This is a genomic window from Jannaschia sp. S6380, assembly GCF_023015695.1.
Lineage (GTDB): Bacteria > Pseudomonadota > Alphaproteobacteria > Rhodobacterales > Rhodobacteraceae > Jannaschia.
In genome coordinates, this window is sequence record NZ_JALKAS010000003.1 from 1 (window position 1) to 20,595 (window position 20,595).

16 protein-coding genes and 1 tRNA gene are annotated in these 20,595 nt (G+C 64.9%); 1 reads left to right on the forward strand and 16 read right to left on the reverse strand.

The genetic code is table 11. The annotated features are described in order from the left end of the window. From MWU52_RS17815 to MWU52_RS17890, 16 genes are all read right to left on the reverse strand, one after another. Positions 1–119, reverse strand: a 119-nt coding sequence (locus MWU52_RS17815; protein WP_246954716.1) for a GTP-binding protein, incomplete at its 3' end; no start/stop codon positions are given. A 48-nt stretch (positions 120–167) separates the two neighbouring features. Next, positions 168–2,294 (reverse strand): elongation factor G, encoded by a 2,127-nt coding sequence (fusA, locus tag MWU52_RS17820; protein ID WP_246954680.1) that lies wholly within the window; start codon positions 2,292–2,294, stop codon positions 168–170. 86 nt (positions 2,295–2,380) lie between these two features. Continuing rightward, complete coding sequence (gene rpsG, locus MWU52_RS17825) at positions 2,381–2,851, reverse strand: 30S ribosomal protein S7 (RefSeq protein WP_246954682.1); 471 nt, start codon at positions 2,849–2,851, stop codon at positions 2,381–2,383. 12 nt (positions 2,852–2,863) lie between these two features. Further along, the gene (rpsL, locus tag MWU52_RS17830; RefSeq protein WP_246954685.1) at positions 2,864–3,235 is read right to left on the reverse strand and encodes a 30S ribosomal protein S12; all 372 of its coding nucleotides are present in this window, start codon (positions 3,233–3,235) and stop codon (positions 2,864–2,866) included. 256 nt (positions 3,236–3,491) lie between these two features. Then, positions 3,492–4,379, reverse strand: a complete 888-nt coding sequence (locus tag MWU52_RS17835) for a DMT family transporter (RefSeq protein ID WP_246954688.1) — start codon at positions 4,377–4,379, stop codon at positions 3,492–3,494. Positions 4,380–4,386: 7 nt separating this feature from the next. Then, positions 4,387–5,220, reverse strand: coding sequence for a glycosyltransferase (locus MWU52_RS17840; protein WP_246954691.1), 834 nt, complete (start codon positions 5,218–5,220; stop codon positions 4,387–4,389). A 117-nt stretch (positions 5,221–5,337) separates the two neighbouring features. Beyond that, positions 5,338–9,570: a DNA-directed RNA polymerase subunit beta' gene (gene rpoC / locus MWU52_RS17845; protein ID WP_246954693.1), complete on the reverse strand. Its 4,233-nt coding sequence runs from the start codon at positions 9,568–9,570 to the stop codon at positions 5,338–5,340. 77 nt (positions 9,571–9,647) lie between these two features. Then, entirely contained in the window at positions 9,648–13,787 is a 4,140-nt protein-coding gene (gene rpoB, locus MWU52_RS17850; protein ID WP_246954696.1) for a DNA-directed RNA polymerase subunit beta, read from the reverse strand. Between the two features lie 236 nt (positions 13,788–14,023). Then, the gene (rplL, locus tag MWU52_RS17855) at positions 14,024–14,404 is read right to left on the reverse strand and encodes a 50S ribosomal protein L7/L12 (protein ID WP_246954699.1); all 381 of its coding nucleotides are present in this window, start codon (positions 14,402–14,404) and stop codon (positions 14,024–14,026) included. 75 nt (positions 14,405–14,479) lie between these two features. Beyond that, entirely contained in the window at positions 14,480–14,992 is a 513-nt protein-coding gene (gene rplJ, locus MWU52_RS17860; protein WP_246954702.1) for a 50S ribosomal protein L10, read from the reverse strand. Between the two features lie 234 nt (positions 14,993–15,226). Next, entirely contained in the window at positions 15,227–15,937 is a 711-nt protein-coding gene (gene rplA / locus MWU52_RS17865) for a 50S ribosomal protein L1 (protein WP_246954704.1), read from the reverse strand. Next, on the reverse strand, positions 15,937–16,386 hold the full coding sequence (rplK, locus tag MWU52_RS17870) for a 50S ribosomal protein L11 (RefSeq protein WP_246954707.1): 450 nt from the start codon (positions 16,384–16,386) through the stop codon (positions 15,937–15,939). Before rplK ends, rplA begins: the two co-directional genes overlap by 1 nt. 143 nt (positions 16,387–16,529) lie before the next feature. Next, on the reverse strand, positions 16,530–17,063 hold the full coding sequence (gene nusG / locus MWU52_RS17875) for a transcription termination/antitermination protein NusG (protein ID WP_246954709.1): 534 nt from the start codon (positions 17,061–17,063) through the stop codon (positions 16,530–16,532). A gap of 172 nt (positions 17,064–17,235) precedes the next feature. Next, entirely contained in the window at positions 17,236–17,430 is a 195-nt protein-coding gene (gene secE / locus MWU52_RS17880; protein WP_246954711.1) for a preprotein translocase subunit SecE, read from the reverse strand. Positions 17,431–17,518: 88 nt separating this feature from the next. Next, positions 17,519–19,510 carry a methyl-accepting chemotaxis protein gene (locus tag MWU52_RS17885; protein WP_246954712.1) on the reverse strand — a complete coding sequence of 664 codons (1,992 nt, stop codon included), beginning with the start codon at positions 19,508–19,510 and terminating at the stop codon, positions 17,519–17,521. 82 nt (positions 19,511–19,592) lie between these two features. Continuing rightward, positions 19,593–19,668, reverse strand: a tRNA-Trp gene (locus MWU52_RS17890). Between the two features lie 403 nt (positions 19,669–20,071). Between MWU52_RS17890 and MWU52_RS17895 the strand changes: the two genes are divergently transcribed. Beyond that, positions 20,072–20,335, forward strand: coding sequence for a hypothetical protein (locus tag MWU52_RS17895; protein WP_246954714.1), 264 nt, complete (start codon positions 20,072–20,074; stop codon positions 20,333–20,335). The last annotated feature ends 260 nt before the right edge of the window (positions 20,336–20,595 follow it).

Sequence of the window (20,595 nt, forward strand, 5' to 3'; positions counted from 1 at the left end):
CGGAAATCACCGAAATACTTCGTGATCGCCGCCGTCAGCGTCGTCTTGCCGTGATCGACATGACCAATCGTCCCGATGTTCACATGCGGTTTCGTGCGTTCGAACTTTGCCTTCGCCATGGAAGGACCTCCTTCTAATCTGGTTGCGGGGTAAGGGCCGCCCGGCCCCTACGCGTATTTCTTCTGGATCTCTTCCGAGATGTTCTGCGGCACCGGGTCGTAATGATCGAACTGCATGGTGAACTGCGCGCGGCCCGAGGACATGGAGCGCAGCGTGTTGATGTAGCCGAACATGTTGGCCAGCGGCACAAAGGCGTCGATCGCGATGGCGTTGCCGCGCGTATCCTGACCGTTGACCTGACCGCGACGCGACGTGAGGTCGCCGATGATGCCGCCGGTGTATTCCTCCGGCGTGATCACCTCGACCTTCATCACCGGCTCGAGCAGCTTGGCGCCGGCCTTGCGCATGCCTTCACGCATACACATCCGCGACGCGATCTCGAAGGCGAGGACCGAGGAGTCGACGTCGTGGAACTTGCCGTCCAGCAGCTGCACCTTGAAGTCGATCACCGGGAATCCGGCGAGCGGGCCGCTGTCCATGACCGAGTTGATGCCCTTCTCAACGCCAGGGATGTACTCCTTGGGCACCGAGCCACCGACGATCTTCGACTCGAACGAATAGCCTTCGCCCGGCTCGGTCGGCGTGATGAGGAGCTTGACCTCGGCGAACTGACCCGAGCCACCCGACTGCTTCTTATGGGTGTAGGTGTGCTCGACCTCGTGACCGATCGTCTCACGATAGGCGACCTGCGGCGCACCGATATTGGCCTCCACCTTGAACTCCCGCTTGAGGCGGTCGACCAGGATGTCAAGGTGCAGTTCGCCCATGCCCTTCATGATCGTCTGCCCCGATTCCAGGTCGGTTTCGACGCGGAAGGACGGATCCTCGGCGGCCAGGCGCTGCAGGCCCTGGGACATCTTCTCCTGGTCGGCTTTGGTCTTCGGCTCGACCGCGATCTCGATGACCGGATCGGGGAAGGTCATCGTCTCCAGAACGACCGGATCCTGCGGATCGCAGATCGTGTCGCCGGTGGTCGTGTCCTTCAGACCGGCCAGCGCGATGATGTCGCCCGCGAACGCCTCCTCGATCTCCTCGCGGTTGATCGAGTGCATCATCATCATCCGGCCGACACGCTCCTTCTTGCCCTTCGTGGCATTCAGCATCGTGTCGCCCTTCTTGAGGACGCCCGAATAGATGCGGGTGAAGGTCAGGCTGCCGACGAACGGGTCGTTCATGATCTTGAACGCCAGGCCGGCGAACGGCATGTCGTCGTCCGCGCGGCGGGCGATGTTGCGCGTCTCCGTCTCGTCGCCCGGCTTGAAGCCCATGTAGTCGACCACGTCCAGCGGGCTGGGCAGGTAGTCGATCACGGCGTTCAGGAGCGGCTGCACGCCCTTGTTCTTGAACGCGGAGCCACACAGGACCGGGATGAACTTGATGGCCAGCGTACCCTTGCGGATGAGGTCGCGAAGCTGGTCGACATCCGGCTCGGCGCCGTCCATCAGGTAATTCTCCATCGCCTCGTCGTCCATCTCGACCGCGGTCTCGATGAGCTTGGCGCGCCATTCGTCGGCGCTCGCCTTCAAGCTGTCGCGGATCGGCTGCTTGATCCAAGACGCGCCCAGATCCTCGCCCTGCCAGACCCACTCCTCCATCGTGACGAGATCGATCATGCCCTCGAGTTCGTTCTCGGCCCCGATGGGGATCTGGATCGGTGCGGGCGTGGCACCCGTGCGATCCTGGATCATGCGAACGCAGTTGAAGAAATCGGCACCGATCTTGTCCATCTTGTTGACGAACACGATGCGCGGAACCTTGTAGCGATCGGCCTGGCGCCAGACGGTCTCGGTCTGCGGCTCCACGCCGGCATTGGCGTCCAGCACGGCAACCGCCCCGTCGAGCACGGCGAGCGAACGCTCCACCTCGATGGTGAAGTCGACGTGGCCGGGCGTGTCGATGATGTTCATCCGGTATTTGGTGTCGGACGTGCCATCATTGGTCGGCTCTTCCTGGCGCTGCCAGAAGGTGGTCGTCGCGGCCGACGTGATCGTGATACCGCGCTCCTGCTCCTGCTCCATCCAGTCCATCGTGGCGGCGCCGTCGTGAACCTCGCCGATGTTGTGGGACTTGCCGGTGTAGAACAGGATCCGCTCCGAGCAGGTCGTCTTGCCCGCGTCGATATGGGCCATGATGCCGAAGTTGCGGTAGCGTTTCAGGGGATAATCGCGAGCCATGGGGCGTACCTCAGATAGGCGGAGAAAACGGGTTCGGGGGCCCCGGTCGGGCCCCCGTGATGCTGCGGCCTAGATAGGCGCGGAAATCACCAGCGGTAGTGGCTGAACGCCTTGTTGGCGTCGGCCATCTTGTGCGTGTCTTCGCGCTTCTTGACGGCGGAGCCGCGGGACTGGACCGCGTCGATCAACTCGCCGGCCAGCCGCTCCTCCATGGTGTTCTCGTTGCGCGCGCGCGCGGCCTTGATCAGCCAGCGGATCGCGAGCGCCTCGCGACGCTCGGGGCGAACCTCGACGGGCACCTGGTAGGTGGCGCCGCCGACCCGGCGGGAGCGGACCTCAACCGACGGCTTGATGTTGTCGAGCGACTCGACGAACACCTCGATCGGCGAACGCTTGAGCTTCGACTCGACGCGATCGAGCGCGTTGTAGACGATCTTCTCCGCGACCGACTTCTTGCCGTCGATCATCAGGTTGTTCATGAATTTTGTCAGGACCTTATCGCCATATTTGGCGTCGGGCAGGACTTCGCGCTTCTCGGCGGCGTGACGACGGGACATCTGTTGATCCTCTTACTTCGGACGCTTGGCGCCATACTTCGAACGACGCTGGCGACGATCCTTGACGCCTTGCGTATCGAGCACACCGCGCAGGATGTGGTAGCGGACACCCGGAAGGTCCTTCACCCGGCCCCCGCGGATCAGCACGACGCTGTGTTCCTGGAGGTTGTGGCTCTCGCCCGGGATGTAGCTGATGACTTCGTAACCGTTGGTCAGGCGCACCTTGGCAACCTTCCGCATGGCCGAGTTCGGCTTCTTCGGCGTCGTCGTGTAGACCCGCGTGCAGACGCCGCGCTTCTGCGGGCAACCCTCGAGGTGCTGCGATTTGGAGCTTCGGGCCTTGGGCTGCCGCGGCTTGCGGATCAGCTGCTGGATGGTGGGCATTGGTGGGTGTCCCCATTCGTTGTTCAAACACTTGTCCGGCGCCCGACGCCCCAAAAGCCGATGACCGCATCCGCCCGGAATTCCGACCTGGACGATGCGGTTTGGTGACAGAGGATGCGGGAAGCACTATCCCGGATCTTGTGCGACGGTTCTGGCTTGCCGGATCGGGCGCGCTGCACCCGGACCGAATTGCGGCCCACATAGGGGAATCACCGGGGGGTGTCAACGCGCCCGCCCCCGTGGCGCATCGCGGACCCTAGCGCGGCGCGACCGGCCGCGGCGTCGGCGCGGCCCGCCCTTCGCGCCAGAGCGTATAGAGGCCGGGGCCCGCGATCAGGGCCGCACCTGCCAAGGTCAGGTTGTCGGGCCATTCGTCGAAGACCGCCCAGCCCAGCAGCAGGCCCCAGACCAGCGCAGTATAGCGAAACGGAGTGACGGCGGCGACGTCGCCGACACGCATGGCCATGATCGAGAACAGATAACCCCCGAAGATGAAGGCGGAGGCCGCGAGGATCAGGCCGCCCTGCGCAGGCGCGACCGGTTGCCAAGATTGGCGCAGCGACAGGACGAGACCCAGCAGCATGACGCCCGCCGCGGTGAAGATCGCGACCTTCAGGCTGGGTACGTCGCGCGACAGGCGCCGCGTGATCAGGTCGCGCGCGGTGATCGTCAGCATCGCCGACAACGCCACGAGCGACCAACCGTCGAAATCCGCCCCGCCGGGTCGCACGATCAGCAGAACGCCCAGGAACCCGACCCCGATCGCCGTCCACCTGCGCCGGCCCACGGCCTCGCCCAAAAACAGTGCGCCGGCGGCCGTGATCGTCAGGGGCAGCGCCTGCAGGATCGCCGTGACGTTGGCCAGCGGCATATGCGTCAGCGCGAGGACGAAGGGGAAGAACGACACGACCTCGGCCACCGAACGGCCGATCACGAAGGGCCAGTCGCGACGCGGGATCGGCCGGGCCAGGGCGCCGGTCGCGTAGGCCAGAAACGCGATAAGCAGCGTGGCCGCGATGCCGCGAAGGAAGACGACCTGAAAGGTTGGCAGGTCCTGGGCCAGGAACTTGATCGCCGCATCGTTGAGGGTGAACGTCGCCATCGACCCCATCATGAACGCCGCGCCGCGAAGATTGTCGTTCATGGCCCGGTCAGCCTGCCGTTTGGGGAGACATCAGGGCCATTGCCGCATCCGCGTCGATGCCGAACCGATCCGCCAGCACACGGCGCATGCGCGCCGTCGGCAGCGGCTCGGCCCGCGGCGGAATGGCCCGGCCGCTGTCGTTGTGGTCGTGCAGCGTGCGCAGGAACATCGCGTCGTCGCCGGGTTCCATGTAGGTCGGAACGAAACAGGCCAGCCGGCGGTGGTTGTAGCGATAGATGCAGGTCGGCATGTCGGCCGTGGTGGTCATCGCGCAGGCCAGGCCGAGAGGTTGCAGTTCGCGATAGGCATGGAACGGCTGGTCGTGCGCCGTCATGTCCCAATAGATGCCGCGGCTGAAGGCGATCGCGGTCGGCCCCGACAGGAGGCCCGCCTGCCAGAGGCCTGCGGCACGGTCGCGGGTCAGCGCCACATAGTCGCGCGCCACGGCATCGTCGTCGTCGATACGGAACCCGATGACATGCGTCGTCGCGTCGTCCTCGACCGCGTACCGGTACGCCTGTTTCGCCGCCCGCAGCGCTCCGGTCCGATCCAGAAACAGAAGGCGCAGGAACGAATGACGCGCCACCAATGCCTGCAGCCGCGCCTGCGCCGGCGCGGGGAGCGACGTTCCGGCCAGGATCACGCAGGTAAAGTCGCCATCCGTCTGGGCGGCCAGCGAAGGAAGGGTCAGCGTCTCCAGATAGGCGAAGCGCCGGGCCAGCCGATCGGGATCGTATAGAAGTGCCGTCAGCGCGGCCTCGTCGAGCGTCGAGGCGCCGAAGCCGTCCGTCGCCGGGTAGGAAAAGCGCAGCACGCCGACGATGCGGTTCCGGAACGACATGCGCGTTGCTGGCACGGTCGAGCAACCGGCGGCAAGTGGCCGCGGCGGGCGGGGCCACGAAAAACCCCCGGCGGTTCGTACCGCCGGGGGTCCATTGCTTTTACCGGATCGCGAAGATCACTCCTCGGTCTGGGCCTCGGGCGTCTTGAACGCCTCCTCGGCCGAGGATTGCGGCTCGGGTGCGGCCAGGGCCGCGGCCTTCTCGGCCTCGATCCGGGCGGCCTCGATCACGACGTTGTCGCGCTCGGTCGCGATGGCGCGCATCTTCTGCGTCGCGCCACCGGTGCCCGCCGGGATCAGGCGTCCGACGATGACGTTCTCCTTCAGACCCACGAGCTTGTCGCGCTTGCCCTGGACCGATGCCTCGGTCAGCACGCGCGTCGTCTCCTGGAAGGACGCCGCCGAGATGAAGCTGCGGGTCTGCAGCGACGCCTTGGTGATGCCCAGCAGGATCGGCTCGGCCACGGCCGGGCGGTCGCCCCGTTTTTCGACCTTCTCGTTGGCCTCGACCAGTTCCGCCTTGTCGATATGCTCGCCCTTCAGAAGCGTCGTGTCGCCGGACTCGAGAACCTCGAACTTCTGCAGCATCTGCCGGACGATGACCTCGATATGCTTGTCGTTGATCTTCACGCCCTGCAGTCGATAGACGTCCTGCACCTCGTCGATCAGATAGTCGGCCAGCGCCTCGATCCCCATGATCCGCAGAATGTCATGCGGCGCGGGATTGCCATCCATGATGTAGTCGCCCTTCTGGACGAAATCGCCCTCGGCGACGGGGATGTGCTTGCCCTTGGGGACCATGTAGTCGATGGCCTCCTCGCTGTCGTCGGCGGCGACCACGGTGATCCGGCGCTTGTTCTTGTAATCCTTGCCGAACTTCACGTATCCGTCGCGCTCCGCGATGATGGCGTGATCCTTGGGACGGCGTGCCTCGAACAGTTCCGCCACCCGCGGCAGACCGCCGGTGATGTCCTTGGTCTTGGCCCCCTCGCGCGGGATGCGCGCCACGACGTCGCCCTGCTTGATCTGCTGGCCGTCCTCGATCGACAGGATCGCATCCACCGACATCGGATAGGTCACCGGGTTGCCCGCCTCGTTGCGGACCGGCTCGCCATCTTCGCCGACGATCAGGACCTCGGGCTTGAGGTCGCTGCCCTTGGGCGCCGAACGCCAGTCCGACACGATCTTCTGGGTCATGCCGGTGGCGTCGTCGGTCTCGTCGCGCACCGAGATGCCCGCGTAGAGATCGACGAACTTCGCCTTGCCGTCCGCCTCCGCGATGATCGGCAGGGTGAACGGATCCCACTCGAACAGCTTGTCGCCGCGCGAGACCTTGGCGCCGTCCTTGACCCAAAGCGTCGTGCCGTAGCCGAGTTTGTGGCTGGCCCGCTCCTCGCCGTTCTCGTCGATGATGACGAGGGTCATGTTGCGGCCCATCACGATGGTCTGGCCCGCCTCGTTGGTCAGGACGTTGGCGTTGCGCAGGTCCACGGTCCCCTCGGCCGAGGCTTCCATGAAGGACTGCTGTCCACCCTGGGCCACGCCGCCGATGTGGAAGGTCCGCATCGTCAGCTGGGTGCCGGGTTCACCGATGGACTGGGCGGCGATGATGCCGACCGCCTCGCCCAGGTTTACCTTCGTACCCCGCGCCAGGTCGCGACCGTAACATGTCGCGCAGACGCCCTCTTCGGCCTCACAGGTCAGCGGCGAGCGGATGCGCATCGACGCGACGTTCGCCGTCTCGATGGCATCGGCGCGCCGTTCGTCGATCAGCTCGCCCGCCTTGACGATCACCTCGTCGGTGCCGGGCACGTGGACGTCGTCCGCCGCGACCCGACCCAGCACGCGCTCGGCCAGGGTGGCGACGACTTCGCCGTCATTGACCGCCGCCTGCGCGGTGATGGCCTTCTCGGTCCCGCAATCGTCCAGGCGGACGATGCAATCCTGCGCGACGTCGACCAGACGGCGGGTCAGATAGCCCGAGTTGGCCGTCTTCAGCGCCGTGTCCGACAGGCCCTTCCGGGCACCGTGGGTCGAATTAAAGTATTCAAGGACGGTCAGGCCTTCCTTGAAGTTCGAGATGATGGGCGTCTCGATGATGTCGCCGTTCGGCTTTGCCATCAGGCCGCGCATCCCGCCGAGCTGCTTCATCTGCGTGACCGAGCCGCGCGCGCCCGAATGAGCCATCATGTAGACAGAGTTCGGCTCGTTCTCGGCGCCGTCCTCATCGGTCCCCGCGATCGAGATGTTGGACATCATCGCCTCGGTCACCTTGTCGTTGCACTTCGACCAGGCATCCACGACCTTGTTGTACTTCTCGCCCTGGGTGATCAGGCCGTCCATGTACTGCTGCTCGAAATCCTTCACCTGCTCGCGGGTGGCATCGACGATGGGCCACTTCGAGTCCGGGATGACCATGTCGTCCTTGCCGAACGAGATGCCCGCCTTGAAGGCCTCGCGGAAGCCCAGCGTCATGATCTGGTCGCAGAAGATGACCGACTCCTTCTGTCCGCAATAGCGGTAGACGGTGTCGATGACCTGCTGCACCTCCTTCTTGCGCAGAAGGCGGTTGACCAGGCTGAATGGTGCCTTCGCGTTCAGCGGCAGCATCGCGCCCAGCCGGACACGTCCCGGCGTGGTATCGACGACCACGCCGACCTCCTCGCCCATCTCGTCGATCTGGGTGATCCGGGCCTTGATCTTGGCGTGCAGGTGCACCTCGCCGGCGTCGAGCGCGTGCGTGACCTCGTCGACCGAGGAGAAGACCATCCCCTCGCCCTTCATGCCGGCACGTTCCATCGACACGTAGTAGAGGCCGAGGATCATGTCCTGCGACGGCACGATGATCGGCGCGCCGTTGGCGGGCGACAGCACGTTGTTGGTCGACATCATCAGAACGCGGGCTTCGAGCTGCGCTTCCAGCGACAGGGGCACGTGGACGGCCATCTGGTCGCCGTCGAAGTCGGCGTTGAAGGCCGAGCAGACCAGCGGGTGAAGCTGGATCGCCTTGCCCTCGATCAGCACGGGCTCGAAGGCCTGGATGCCCAGGCGGTGCAGCGTGGGCGCGCGGTTCAGCAGGACGGGATGCTCACGAATGACCTCATCCAGGATATCCCAGACCTCGGGACGCTCCTTCTCGACCAGTTTCTTGGCCTGCTTGACGGTGGACGACAGCCCCTTCGCCTCCAGGCGCGAGTAGATGAACGGCTTGAACAGCTCGAGCGCCATCTTCTTGGGCAAGCCGCATTGATGCAGCTTCAACTCCGGCCCGGTCACGATGACCGAGCGGCCCGAGAAGTCGACCCGCTTGCCCAGCAGGTTCTGGCGGAAGCGGCCCTGCTTGCCCTTGAGCATGTCGGACAGCGATTTCAGCGGGCGCTTGTTGGCGCCCGTGATGACGCGACCGCGGCGGCCGTTGTCGAAGAGCGCGTCGACCGACTCCTGCAGCATCCGCTTCTCGTTGCGCACGATGATGTCGGGCGCGCGCAGCTCGATCAACCGCTTGAGGCGGTTGTTGCGGTTGATGACCCGGCGATAGAGGTCGTTCAGATCCGACGTCGCGAAACGGCCGCCGTCCAGCGGGACCAGCGGGCGCAGTTCCGGCGGGATGACCGGGATCACGGTCAGGATCATCCATTCCGGGCGGTTGCCGGATTCGATGAAGCTCTCGACAATCTTCAGACGCTTGATGATCTTCTTGGGCTTCAACTCGCCCGTGGCTTCCTTGAGGTCCTCGCGAAGGGTCGCGGCTTCCTGCTCCAGGTCGATCGCGGCCAGCATCTCGCGGATGGCTTCCGCACCGATATTCGCCTGGAACGCGTCGGCACCGTAGGCGTCCTGCGCGTCCATGAACTCCTCCTCGGACATCAGCTGTCCGTAGGCGAGGTCGGTCAGGCCCGGCTCGATGACCACGTAGTTCTCAAAGTAGAGGATCCGCTCGAGATCGCGCAGCGTCATGTCCAGCATCAGGCCGATGCGGCTGGGCAGCGACTTGAGGAACCAGATGTGGGCAACGGGCGAGGCCAGCTCGATATGGCCCATCCGCTCGCGACGGACCTTCTGCAGAGTGACCTCGACGCCGCACTTCTCGCAGACGACGCCGCGATACTTCATGCGCTTGTACTTGCCGCACAGGCACTCGTAATCCTTGATCGGACCGAAGATGCGCGCACAGAACAGACCGTCACGCTCGGGCTTGAACGTACGGTAATTGATCGTCTCGGGCTTCTTGATCTCGCCATAGGACCACGAGAGGATCCGCTCGGGCGAGGCCAGCGAGACCTTGATCTCGTCGAAGACCTTCTGCGGCGCGATCGGGTTGAACGGGTTGTTGGTAAGTTCCTGGTTCATCTTGATACCTTTGGATAAAGGGTGCGTCGGACGGGGCGGGGTTTCCCCCACCCTCGGAGTGATCGGCTAAGCCGGGATCACTCGCTCTCATCCTCCGCATCCAGGAGTTCCATGTTCAGGCCGAGGCCGCGGACTTCCTTTACGAGCACGTTGAAGCTCTCGGGAACGCCCGCCTCGAAGTTGTCCTCGCCCTTGACGATCGACTCGTAGACCTTGGTCCGGCCCGCCACGTCGTCGGATTTCACCGTCAGCATCTCCTGCAGGGTGTAGGCCGCGCCGTAGGCTTCCAGCGCCCAGACCTCCATCTCGCCGAAGCGCTGACCGCCGAACTGCGCCTTGCCGCCCAGCGGCTGCTGGGTCACGAGACTATAGGGTCCCGTCGACCGCGCGTGGATCTTGTCGTCCACCAGGTGGTGCAGCTTGAGCAGGTACTTCACGCCCACCGTCACCTGACGCGAGAACTTCTCGCCGGTGCGGCCATCGAACAGATCGCTCTGGCCGGACGTGTCGAACCCGGCACGGGTCAGCGCGTCGTTGACGTCCGGCTCCTTTGCGCCGTCGAAGACCGGTGTGGCGATCGGAACGCCCGCGGTGACGTTGCCGGCATATTCGACGAGCATGTCGTCATCCATACCGGCCATCGCCTCCTCGTAGGCCTCCTCGCCGTAGGCGATTTTCATCGCGTCTCGCACCGGCGTCAGATCGCCGGAGCGTCGATAGTCGTCCAACGCCTCATCGATCTTGAGACCCAGACCGCGTGCGGCCCAGCCCATATGCGTCTCGAGGATCTGGCCCACGTTCATGCGCGAGGGCACGCCCAGCGGATTCAGCACGAAGTCGACCGGCGTGCCGTCGGCGAGGAACGGCATGTCCTCCATCGGCACGACCTTCGAGATGACGCCCTTGTTGCCGTGACGGCCGGCCATCTTGTCGCCCGGCTGAAGCTTGCGCTTCACGGCGATGAAAACCTTGACCATCTTCATCACGCCCGGCGGCAGGTCGTCGCCGCGGCGGACCTTCTCGACCTTGTCCTCGAACCGCGCTTCCAGGGCACGCTTCTGGATCTCGTACTGCTCGTTCAGGGCCTCGACCTGCTTGGCCGATTCCTCGTCCTCAAGCGCGATCTGCCACCACTGGCCGAAGCTCAACTGCGACAAGGCCACCTCATCGACGACCGTGTTCGGCTTGAAGCCCTTGGGCCCCTTCACCGCCTTCTGGCCTTCGATCATGCCGCGCAGACGGGCATAGATGTTGCGGTCCAGGATCTCGCGCTCGTCGTCGCGGTCGCGCGCCAGACGCTCGACCAACTCGCGTTCGATCTGCAGGGCGCGCTCGTCCTTCTCGACGCCGTGCCGGTTGAAGACGCGGACCTCGACCACGGTGCCGTAATCGCCCGGCTTCACCCGCAGCGACGTGTCGCGCACGTCCGATGCCTTCTCGCCGAAGATGGCGCGCAGCAGCTTCTCCTCGGGCGTCATCGGGCTTTCGCCCTTGGGGGTGATCTTGCCCACCAGGATGTCGCCCGGCTCCACGTCGGCGCCGATATAGACGATGCCGGCCTCGTCGAGGTTGCGCAGGGCTTCCTCGCCCACGTTCGGGATGTCGCGGGTGATCTCCTCCGGTCCGAGCTTGGTGTCGCGCGCGGCGACCTCGAACTCCTCGATATGGATCGAGGTGAAGACGTCATCACGGCTGACGCGTTCGGAGATCAGGATCGAGTCCTCGTAGTTGTAGCCATTCCACGGCATGAAGGCGACAATGACGTTCTTGCCGAGCGCCAGCTCCCCCATGTCGGTTGACGGACCGTCGGCCAGCACCTCGGCCTTGGCGACGGTATCGCCGACCTTCACCAGCGGACGCTGGTTGATGCACGTGTTCTGGTTCGACCGCTGGAACTTGCGCAGGCGGTAGATGTCCACGCCCGCGTCACCCAGCTCCAGATCCTCCGTGGCGCGCACGACGATGCGTTCGGCGTCGACCTGGTCGATCACGCCGCCCCGCTTCGCCATGATCGCGGCGCCGGAATCACGGGCCACGACCTCCTCCATACCGGTGCCCACGAAGGGGGCATCGGCGCGCAGGAGCGGCACGGCCTGACGCTGCATGTTCGATCCCATCAGCGCGCGGTTCGCGTCATCGTTCTCGAGGAACGGGATCAAGGCCGCGGCGACCGAAACGAGCTGCTTGGGGCTCACGTCGATCAGATCGACGTTTTCGCGCGATTGCAGCATATAGTCGCCCGACTGACGGGTCGACACGAGCTCGTTCTGGAACCGCATGTCGTCGGTCAACTGCGCGTTGGCCTGCGCAACCGTGTGCCGCATCTCCTCGGTCGCGGACATGTATTGGACCTCGTCCGACACCTGCCCGTCGACGACCTTGCGATAGGGCGTCTCGATGAAGCCGTACTTGTTGACGCGCGCATAGGTTGCGAGGCTGTTGATCAGACCGATGTTCGGGCCTTCCGGCGTCTCGATCGGGCACATGCGGCCGTAATGCGTCGGGTGCACGTCGCGCACCTCGAAGCCCGCACGCTCGCGGGTCAGGCCGCCCGGTCCCAGCGCCGAGAGACGGCGCTTGTGCGTTACCTCGGACAGGGGGTTGGTCTGGTCCATGAACTGCGACAGCTGCGAGGAGCCGAAGAACTCGCGCACCGCGGCCGCCGCGGGCTTCGCGTTGATCAGGTCCTGCGGCATGACCGTGTCGATCTCGACCGAGGACATGCGCTCCTTGATGGCGCGCTCCATCCGCAGCAGGCCGACGCGGTACTGGTTCTCCATCAACTCGCCGACCGACCGCACGCGGCGGTTGCCGAGGTGATCGATATCGTCGATATCGCCGCGCCCGTCGCGCAACTCGACCAGCGCCTTGATGCAGGCCAGGATGTCTTCATCGCGCAGGGTGCGGACGGTGTCCTCGGCGTCGAGGTCCAGACGCATGTTCATCTTGACCCGCCCCACGGCGGACAGATCATAACGCTCGCTGTCGCGGAACAGCTGATCGAACAGGGCCTGCGCGGCATCGACGGTAGGCGGCTCGCCCGGACGCATGACGCGGTAGATGTCCATGAGCGCCGTGTCGCGGCCCATGTTCTTGTCGGCCGCCATCGTGTTGCGGATGTAGGGGCCGACATTCACGTTGTCGATGTCGAGCACCGGAATGTCGGTGACACCCGCGTCCAGAAGCTCCTTCAGGGTGCCGCCCGACACTTCGCCCGACTTGTCGATTTCCCAGGTCAACTCGTCACCGGCCTCGACGAAGATCGCGCCGTTCGTCTCGTCGATGATGTCGCGTGCGGCGAACTTGCCGACGATCGCCTCGAACGGAACCAGGATCTGCTCGACCTTGCCGTCCTCGCGCAGCTTCTTGACCTGACGCGGGGTGACCTTCTTGCCGGCCTCCAGCACGACTTCGCCCGTGGACGCGTCCACGACGTCCATCGCCGGGCGCTGACCGCTGTAGCGTTCGGGGAAGAACCGGGTTGCCCAGCCTTCGCCCTTGCGATGCGTGTAGTCGACCGTGTCGTAATAGGCGTTCATGATCGCTTCCTGATCCATGCCGAGGGCATAGAGCAGGGTCGTCACCGGCAACTTGCGGCGACGGTCGATGCGGCAGAACACCAGGTCCTTGGCGTCGAACTCGAAATCCAGCCAGGAGCCGCGATAGGGAATGATCCGGCAGGCGAAGAGCAGCTTGCCCGAGCTGTGGGTCTTGCCCTTGTCGTGGTCGAAGAAGACGCCGGGCGAGCGATGCATCTGGGAGACAATCACACGCTCGGTCCCGTTCACGATGAACGTACCATTCTTGGTCATCAGGGGCATGTCGCCCATGAAAACGTCCTGCTCCTTGATATCCTTGACCGACTTGGCCGAGGTATCCTCGTCGACATCGAACACGATCAGGCGCAGCGTCACCTTCAGCGGCGCGCTGTAGGTCATGTCGCGGGTCTGACATTCCTCGACGTCGTATTTCGGCTCCTCGAGCTCGTACTTTACGAATTCGAGAACCGCCGTCTCGTTGAAATCCTTGATCGGGAAGACCGACTGGAACGTCCCCATCAGGCCCTCGCCGTCCTGCGGTGTCTCGGCATCGCCGGACTTCAGGAACAGATCGTAGGAGGACTTCTGAACCTCGATGAGGTTCGGCATCTGGAGGACTTCCTCCAGCTTGCCATAATACCGACGGATACGTTTGGAGGACGCCTGCGTCTGAGCCATGTGATGCTCGCCTTTTTCTCGGTTTCGCGCCGGGCGTCCCGTCGGGCATCGGGACGCCGCGGCCTGCGAATGGGTCGTGAGGGGGGACCATCTGGCGCACCGTCCCACGGATGCGCCCCCGTCCCGTCCTCCTGACCGGAAGAACCGCGAAATCCGCGCCTCTTCGAGACAGGAGCGGGTGGAGCAGCATCACACCGCTCCACCCCGTTTTCAGATCGTCCGCCGAAGCGGCTGGATCACTTCAGCTCGACTTCCGCACCAGCGGCTTCGAGCTTCGACTTGATTTCCTCGGCCTCGGCCTTGTCGACGCCTTCCTTGACGGGCTTGCCGCCGGCTTCGACCAGGTCCTTGGCTTCCTTCAGGCCCAGACCGGTGATGCCGCGCACTTCCTTGATCACGTTGATCTTGGATGCGCCGGCCGACTTCAGGATGACGTCGAACTCGGTCTGCTCCTCGGCGGCGGCGCCAGCGCCACCATCGGCCGGACCGGCCATCATCACCGCGCCGCCGGCGGCGGGCTCGATGCCGTATTCGTCCTTGAGGATATTCTTCAGTTCCTGGGCTTCCAGAAGGGTCAGGCCCACGATGTCTTCGGCGAGTTTTTTCAGATCAGCCATTTGATTTCCAGTTCGTTAAGATGTGTTCCGGTGCCATGCCATTCAAGGCCACGACGAGGGATGACTTCGATTGCCTCAGGCAGCCTTCTCTTCGATGGTCGAGAGAATGCCGGCGATGTTGGAAGCAGGCGCGCCAATGGCCCCCGCGATGTTCGAAGCGGGTGCGCCGATGCAGCCGACGATCGAAGCGATAAGCTCCTCGCGGCTGGGCATCTTCGCGACCGCTGCGACACCGGCGGTGTCCAGCGCCGTATCGCCCATCGCGCCACCCAGGATCTCCAGTTTGGAGTTGTCCTTCGCGTACGCATCGAAGACCTTCGCCGCGGCGACGGGGTCCTCGGAATAGCCGAGTACGGTCATGCCCGTGAGGAATTCGGAAATGCTGCTGGCAGCCTTCCCCTCAAGGGCGATCTTGGCGAGCTTGTTCTTGGCAACGCGTACGGATCCGCCCGCTTCGCGCATGCGCGAGCGGAGATCCTGCATTTCGGCAACTGTCATGCCCTCGTAGTGGCTGACCACCACGACGCCAGAGCTTTCGAAGATCTGGCCGAGTTCCTCGACCACTTTCTCTTTCTGGGCTCTATCCACAGTTTCACTCCAAGTGTGGGGGGCGAACCCCCCGGCTCTTTTCGGAAGGGTCGCCCCCTCCAGCGGGTCCAGTGAAGGGCCCCGCGCCAGATCGCCCGGACACGTCCGGAAATCAGTCTCGGGTCCCATCTCGGGAAGGATTTAGCGGGGTCGCCCCCTACCCTCCGTCTCGGACAGGACGGGGTGTTGCCACCCCGCCGATCCCCGCCCGTAGGCGGGAAACTTCATCGACGGTCAGGCCGTCGTCTCATTGCCGGTCGCGCTCTCGACGTTGACCGACACGCCCGGCCCCATGGTGGAGCTGAGCGAAATCTTCTTCAGGTACGACCCCTTCGCACCGGACGGCTTGGCCTTGGAGACCGCGTCGACGAAGGCGAGCACGTTCTCCTTCAGCTTGGCGGCATCGAAGCTGGCCTTGCCGACACCGGCATGAACCACGCCGGCCTTCTCGGCCTTGAACTGGACCTGTCCGCCCTTGGCATCCTTCACGGCCTGCGCGACATCCATGGTCACGGTCCCGACCTTGGGGTTCGGCATCAGGTTACGCGGGCCCAGGACCTTGCCCAGACGACCCACGATCGGCATCATGTCCGGCGTCGCGATGCAACGATCGAACTCGATCTTGCCCGACTGAACCGTCTCCATCAGATCCTCGGCGCCGACGATGTCGGCCCCGGCTTCCTTGGCCTCGTCCGCCTTGGCGCCTCGGGCGAAGACGGCGACTCGGACGTCCTTGCCGGTGCCGTTGGGTAGGCTGACCACGCCGCGGACCATCTGGTCGGCATGGCGCGGATCGACGCCCAGGTTCATGGCGATCTCGACCGTCTGGTCGAACTTCGTCTTGGCATTGGCCTTGATCAGTTCGACCGCTTCCTCGACGGACAGATTCTCCTTGCCGGCGAAGGCTTCGCGGGCGGCTTTTGCACGTTTACCAAGCTTCGCCATCACTTCACCTCGATGCCCATGGAGTTGGCGGACCCCAGGATGATCTTCATTGCCTGCTCGACATTGTTGGCCGACAGGTCCTTCATCTTCGCCTCCGCAATCTCGCGCACCTGCGCGACCGTCACCGTCGCGATCGTCTCGCGGCCCGGCGTCTCGGCACCGCGCGGACGGTTGCGCTTGCCGACCGGCTTAAGACCGGCCGCCTTCTTGAGGTAGTACGACGCCGGCGGCGTCTTGATATCCATCGTGAAGGACTTGTCCTGATAGTACTGGATCACGGTCGGACACGGCGCGCCCGGCTCCATGTCCTGCGTCTTGGCATTGAAGGCCTTGCAGAACTCCATGATGTTGATCCCGCGCTGACCGAGCGCGGGGCCGACGGGCGGGCTGGGATTGGCCTGCCCGGCCTTGATCTGCAGCTTCATCGTGCCGACGAGTTTCTTCGCCATTGGCTCTCTCCTTACGGCGGCGAGGTATCCCCCGCCCTACAATCGCGCCCCTCGGCGCAGGTTTGCCGTGGTTCGGACGTCGCCTCGGCGCGCCCTCCCACGTCCGGATCCGAAGCGCCCGCGATGTGCGGGCGTCCGGCAGATCACGCGGCCTTGGAGACCTGCGTGAATTTCAACTCGACCGGCGTCGCGCGGCCGAAGATCGAGACCGAGACCTTCAGGCTCTGCGCCTCGTCGTCCACTTCCTCGACCTGGCCCGAGAACCCTTCGAACGGGCCATCGACCACGTTCACGTCCTCGCCGATCTCGAAGGTGATGAGGGAACGCGGCGCTTCTTCACCCTCCTGGACGCGGTTCAGGATCTGGTTCACCTCGGCGTCGCGCATCGGCATCGGCCGCCCCTGCGGCCCCAGGAAGCCGGTCACGCGGTTGATCGAATTGACCAGGTGGTACCCCTCGTCCGACATCTCCATCCGGACGAGCACGTAGCCGGGCATGAAACGACGCTCAGACGTCACCTTCTTGCCGCGCCGAACCTCGATCACCTCTTCGGTGGGGACCAGCACCTCTTCGATCTGTTCCTCAAGCGCCTGCTCGGCCACCGCCTGCCGGATCTGCTCCGCCACGCGCTTCTCGAAATTGGACAGCACACTGACCGAATACCAACGCTTCGCCATGTCTCGTCCAAGCCTCTCGTCTCGTCGGTTCCGGTCGGGAGCGTCCCGCCCGAAACGTGAAGCGGCGCGCATCTCGAATCAATGCACGCCGTCCGTGTTCAGGTTCGGGGCCGTCTAACGCCCCGGCCCACGGGTTTCAAGGGCCGTCGCGATCCTATCTCGGACCCGCCATTCAGAAGGCCGACAGCAGGGTCGTGAGACCGGTCCGGATCACCAGATCGACCAGAAAGAAGAACGCCGCGGCGAGCATGGCCAACAAGAACACCATCAGGGTGGTGATCATCACCTCGCGCCGGTTCGGCCAGGTGATCTTGGCCACTTCGGCTCGCGTCTGCTGGAGGAACTGCGCGGGGTTCGTCGTCGCCATGGGGTGTCGTCTCCTGTCGGGCTGGCTCGCAGATAGGATGTCCCGCACCTCGATGCAAGCCGACGTCGCGCTGGAAAGGACCTCTCGGTCAGGGTGCGGCCAGCGGCAACCGGCCTGCCTCGCGTTCGCCCCCTTCGTCCGGGTCGGGCGCCAGATCGAACCGTTCGATCAGCTGCAGCATGCGCGAGGCGGCGCATTCCAGCGACAGATTGGCGGTCGTGATCTCCTCGAACATGGCGGTATTCTGCTGGGTCGCACCATCGATCTCGCCGATGGCGCGGTTGATCTCGCCGGCCGCGATCGACTGCGACCGCGCCGCCTCGGCGATGCCGGCGATCCGGTCGTTGATCCGGTCGATGCTGCCGCCCAACGAGGTCAGGGTCTTTCCCGTCCGGCCGACATTTCGAACACCGCGATCGATCTGCGCGGAACTGCTCTCGATCAACGAACCGATCTCCTGGGCCGCTTGCGACGCTCGCCAAGCCAAGGCGCGAACCTCCGAGGCGACGACCGCGAAACCGCGCCCGGCCTCGCCGGCCCGCGCAGCCTCCACGCCCGCGTTCAGGGCCAGAAGATTGGTCTGGAACGCGATGTCGTCGATAACCCCGATCGTGCGGGAAATCTCGACCGCGGTCGACTGGATGGCCTGCATCGAGCCGACCGCCTCGCCCACGATCCCGTCTGCCTCCCGTGCTTCGTGCTGCGCGGCCTCGGCGCAGTTCCGGGCCTCATCCGACATGACGGCGGTCTCGGCGATGAAGCCGACGATCTGTTCCATGGCATTGGCCGTCTCGGCCAGGGACCCCGCCGTCCGCTCGGTGCGCCCGGACAGGTCGCCGGCCGAGGCCGCAAGGTCACTGCAATCGTCAAGGACGCCGGCCGCATGATGGGCAAGCGTCCCGAGCGCGGCCCCGAGCTGGCTGGCGGTCGCGTTCACCGAGGTCTGCAAGCGTGCGAAGACGCCACCCTGGGGCCCCTCCATCCGGGCCCAGAGCTGCCCCTCCTCAAGCCGGGCCAGCACGGCGATAACATCCTCGACGCCGCAGGCCATCCGCTCCAGCAGGGTATTGATCATGATGCGCAGGGCGAGCTGCGAGCCGGGGCAGGCATCGGTCCCCATCCGGACGGAAAGGTCACCATCGGCGGCGGCGGTCAGAAGGTCCTGTAGATCCGCCTGCAAACTGCGTTGTTCGGCCAGTTGCGTCTCGGCTGCGTCGCGCGCCGCCTTGGCGCGCGCCTCCTCCTCGATCCGGGCCGCCTCGCGTGTGTCGCGCCGCTCCGCATCGAGCGCGGCGGTCCGCGCCTCGGCCCGGGCGCTGCGCTCCGCATATGTCAGCCGCCGCAGGACGTTGTCGCGGAACACGACCAAGGCCGCAGCCATGCGCCGCACCTCCGCGCTGCCGCCGGGCGGTAGGGCCAGATCGGTTTCGTCCTCCGCGACACGCGACATCGCATCGACCAGGCGCCCTAGGGGGCGGCCGACCTGGAGATGAAGCAGCGCCACGGCAATTCCGCCCAGCGCCATCACGAGAACCACCGAAACCAGCGCAAGCCGGGTCGCCGCTCGGTCCAGGTCCGCACGGACGCTGCGCGCGTCGAAACTGACGGTGAGGGTGCCTTGCGAGGGACCACCCTCGCCTGCCGAAAGCGGCAGGGGCATGCGTACGATCGACATATCGGATGAAGAAATTTCGCCCGTTTCGGCAGCCTCGTGCAGCAATGTCCGCCCCCGTTCATCGGTGACATTCACCTCGGCCATCCGCGACCCCTCCGCCGCGAGCATGCCGCGCGCGGCCGCCTGGGCCCCGGCGGTATAGCCCAGCCGGACGTTCCCGCCGGTCCGATCGGCCAGCCGCCGGGCTTCATGGCCGATGGTCGCCTGATGCGTCTGACGGAGAGCCCGTTCGAACAGATCGAAGCTCATCAGGGAGAAGGCCGTCATCGCGAGCGACAGGCACACGAAGGTCGTGAGCGACAACCGGAACACCAGTGATCCGTGCCAGGCCATCGCGACGTGACGCGAACCCGCGGACGTCGGAACTTCGCCATCTCCTTCCGTGGCGAGTTCCGCCGCTGCCATGCCATCGAGCCCTTTCTCCAGAGTCGCGTCTGGATAGCCCCAAGGCCTTAACAAGCGGTTGCCCGACATGATCTGGAGAACCTGGCAGGGGCAGCAGGGTTCGAACCCGCGACCTGCGGATTTGGAATCCGCTGCTCTACCAACTGAGCTATACCCCTGCAGGTGGGCCGGGAATATGTCGTGGATCGGAGTAGTGCAAGGGTCCAATCGGTGGCCCCGGGCCAATCTCGGTACACGGCTCGCGCAGACGCGGGGGGACGACTGCCCCTTGGCAAGTACGGCTAGGTCGCGGTCCCGCGGTCGTTGTCGATCGTCGGGCCGTTCGGCGTCTGACGATCCGCCCCACCCGAAGCGCCATCCGATCACGGTCCTGATCAGGGCATGAGCCAAACTCGGCGACGAAGTTAACGACGGGTTCGACAGGTCACGAAAACGTTAGCTTGCGGGGGAACCATCGGAAGGCTCATGTTGTTATGTGACTGCAGCGCCTCGGAGGGGTCCTTTGGGATCGGTCGAGGCACGCAAGACGTCAACCACTGCCCCTGAAAGGAGCACACCATTATGACCCGCACTTTCGCCACGATCGCCACCGTCGCCGCTCTGACTGCCGGTACCGCCTTCGCCGATGCGCATTCCCCGTCCATGGGCGAGGGCTTCGACATGCTGCAGACCGCGCTGATGAGCGATTTCGAGCAGATGGGTATCCCGACCGATACGCTCGACAACCTGACCCTGGGTCAGATCGCAGCCATCAAGACGATCGTCGAGTCGGACGAAGAAGACAACCAGAAGCAGCGGATCGAAGCGATCATCGCGAACAACTGATCCCCACGGAAGTACCGAAGTGAACGGCGGCCCTCGGGCCGCCGTTTTTCGTTTCTGCCCAGCACAATGGGGATGAAGGTCGGGTCGAACCGTGGAGACGGCTCGATACGAAGCGCGATTTGCCGGATATCCCGGCCTGATTGCCACCCCCCCGAACGCCGAAGGCCCCGCTGGGGGGCCTTCGCTTCTCCGGGGCTGCGGCGGACGTCGTCCGCCGGGCCTCGACCTACGCCACGATCTTCGACGCCACGCTCTCGGAA

Bases quoted from the DNA above. Each gene is read 5' to 3' on its own strand.
- MWU52_RS17840 (WP_246954691.1), bottom strand. From the start codon at position 5,220: ATGTCGTTCCGGAACCGCATCGTCGGCGTGCTGCGCTTTTCCTACCCG.
- rplK (WP_246954707.1), bottom strand. From the start codon at position 16,386: ATGGCGAAGAAACTCGTCGGCACGATGAAGCTGCAGATCAAGGCCGGG.
- MWU52_RS17885 (WP_246954712.1), bottom strand. From the start codon at position 19,510: ATGGCAGCGGCGGAACTCGCCACGGAAGGAGATGGCGAAGTTCCGACG.
- rpoC (WP_246954693.1), bottom strand. From the start codon at position 9,570: ATGAACCAGGAACTTACCAACAACCCGTTCAACCCGATCGCGCCGCAG.
- rplA (WP_246954704.1), bottom strand. From the start codon at position 15,937: ATGGCGAAGCTTGGTAAACGTGCAAAAGCCGCCCGCGAAGCCTTCGCC.
- MWU52_RS17835 (WP_246954688.1), bottom strand. From the start codon at position 4,379: ATGAACGACAATCTTCGCGGCGCGGCGTTCATGATGGGGTCGATGGCG.
- MWU52_RS17895 (WP_246954714.1), top strand. From the start codon at position 20,072: ATGACCCGCACTTTCGCCACGATCGCCACCGTCGCCGCTCTGACTGCC.
- nusG (WP_246954709.1), bottom strand. From the start codon at position 17,063: ATGGCGAAGCGTTGGTATTCGGTCAGTGTGCTGTCCAATTTCGAGAAG.
- rpsL (WP_246954685.1), bottom strand. From the start codon at position 3,235: ATGCCCACCATCCAGCAGCTGATCCGCAAGCCGCGGCAGCCCAAGGCC.
- rpoB (WP_246954696.1), bottom strand. From the start codon at position 13,787: ATGGCTCAGACGCAGGCGTCCTCCAAACGTATCCGTCGGTATTATGGC.
- secE (WP_246954711.1), bottom strand. From the start codon at position 17,430: ATGGCGACGACGAACCCCGCGCAGTTCCTCCAGCAGACGCGAGCCGAA.
- rpsG (WP_246954682.1), bottom strand. From the start codon at position 2,851: ATGTCCCGTCGTCACGCCGCCGAGAAGCGCGAAGTCCTGCCCGACGCC.
- rplL (WP_246954699.1), bottom strand. From the start codon at position 14,404: ATGGCTGATCTGAAAAAACTCGCCGAAGACATCGTGGGCCTGACCCTT.
- fusA (WP_246954680.1), bottom strand. From the start codon at position 2,294: ATGGCTCGCGATTATCCCCTGAAACGCTACCGCAACTTCGGCATCATG.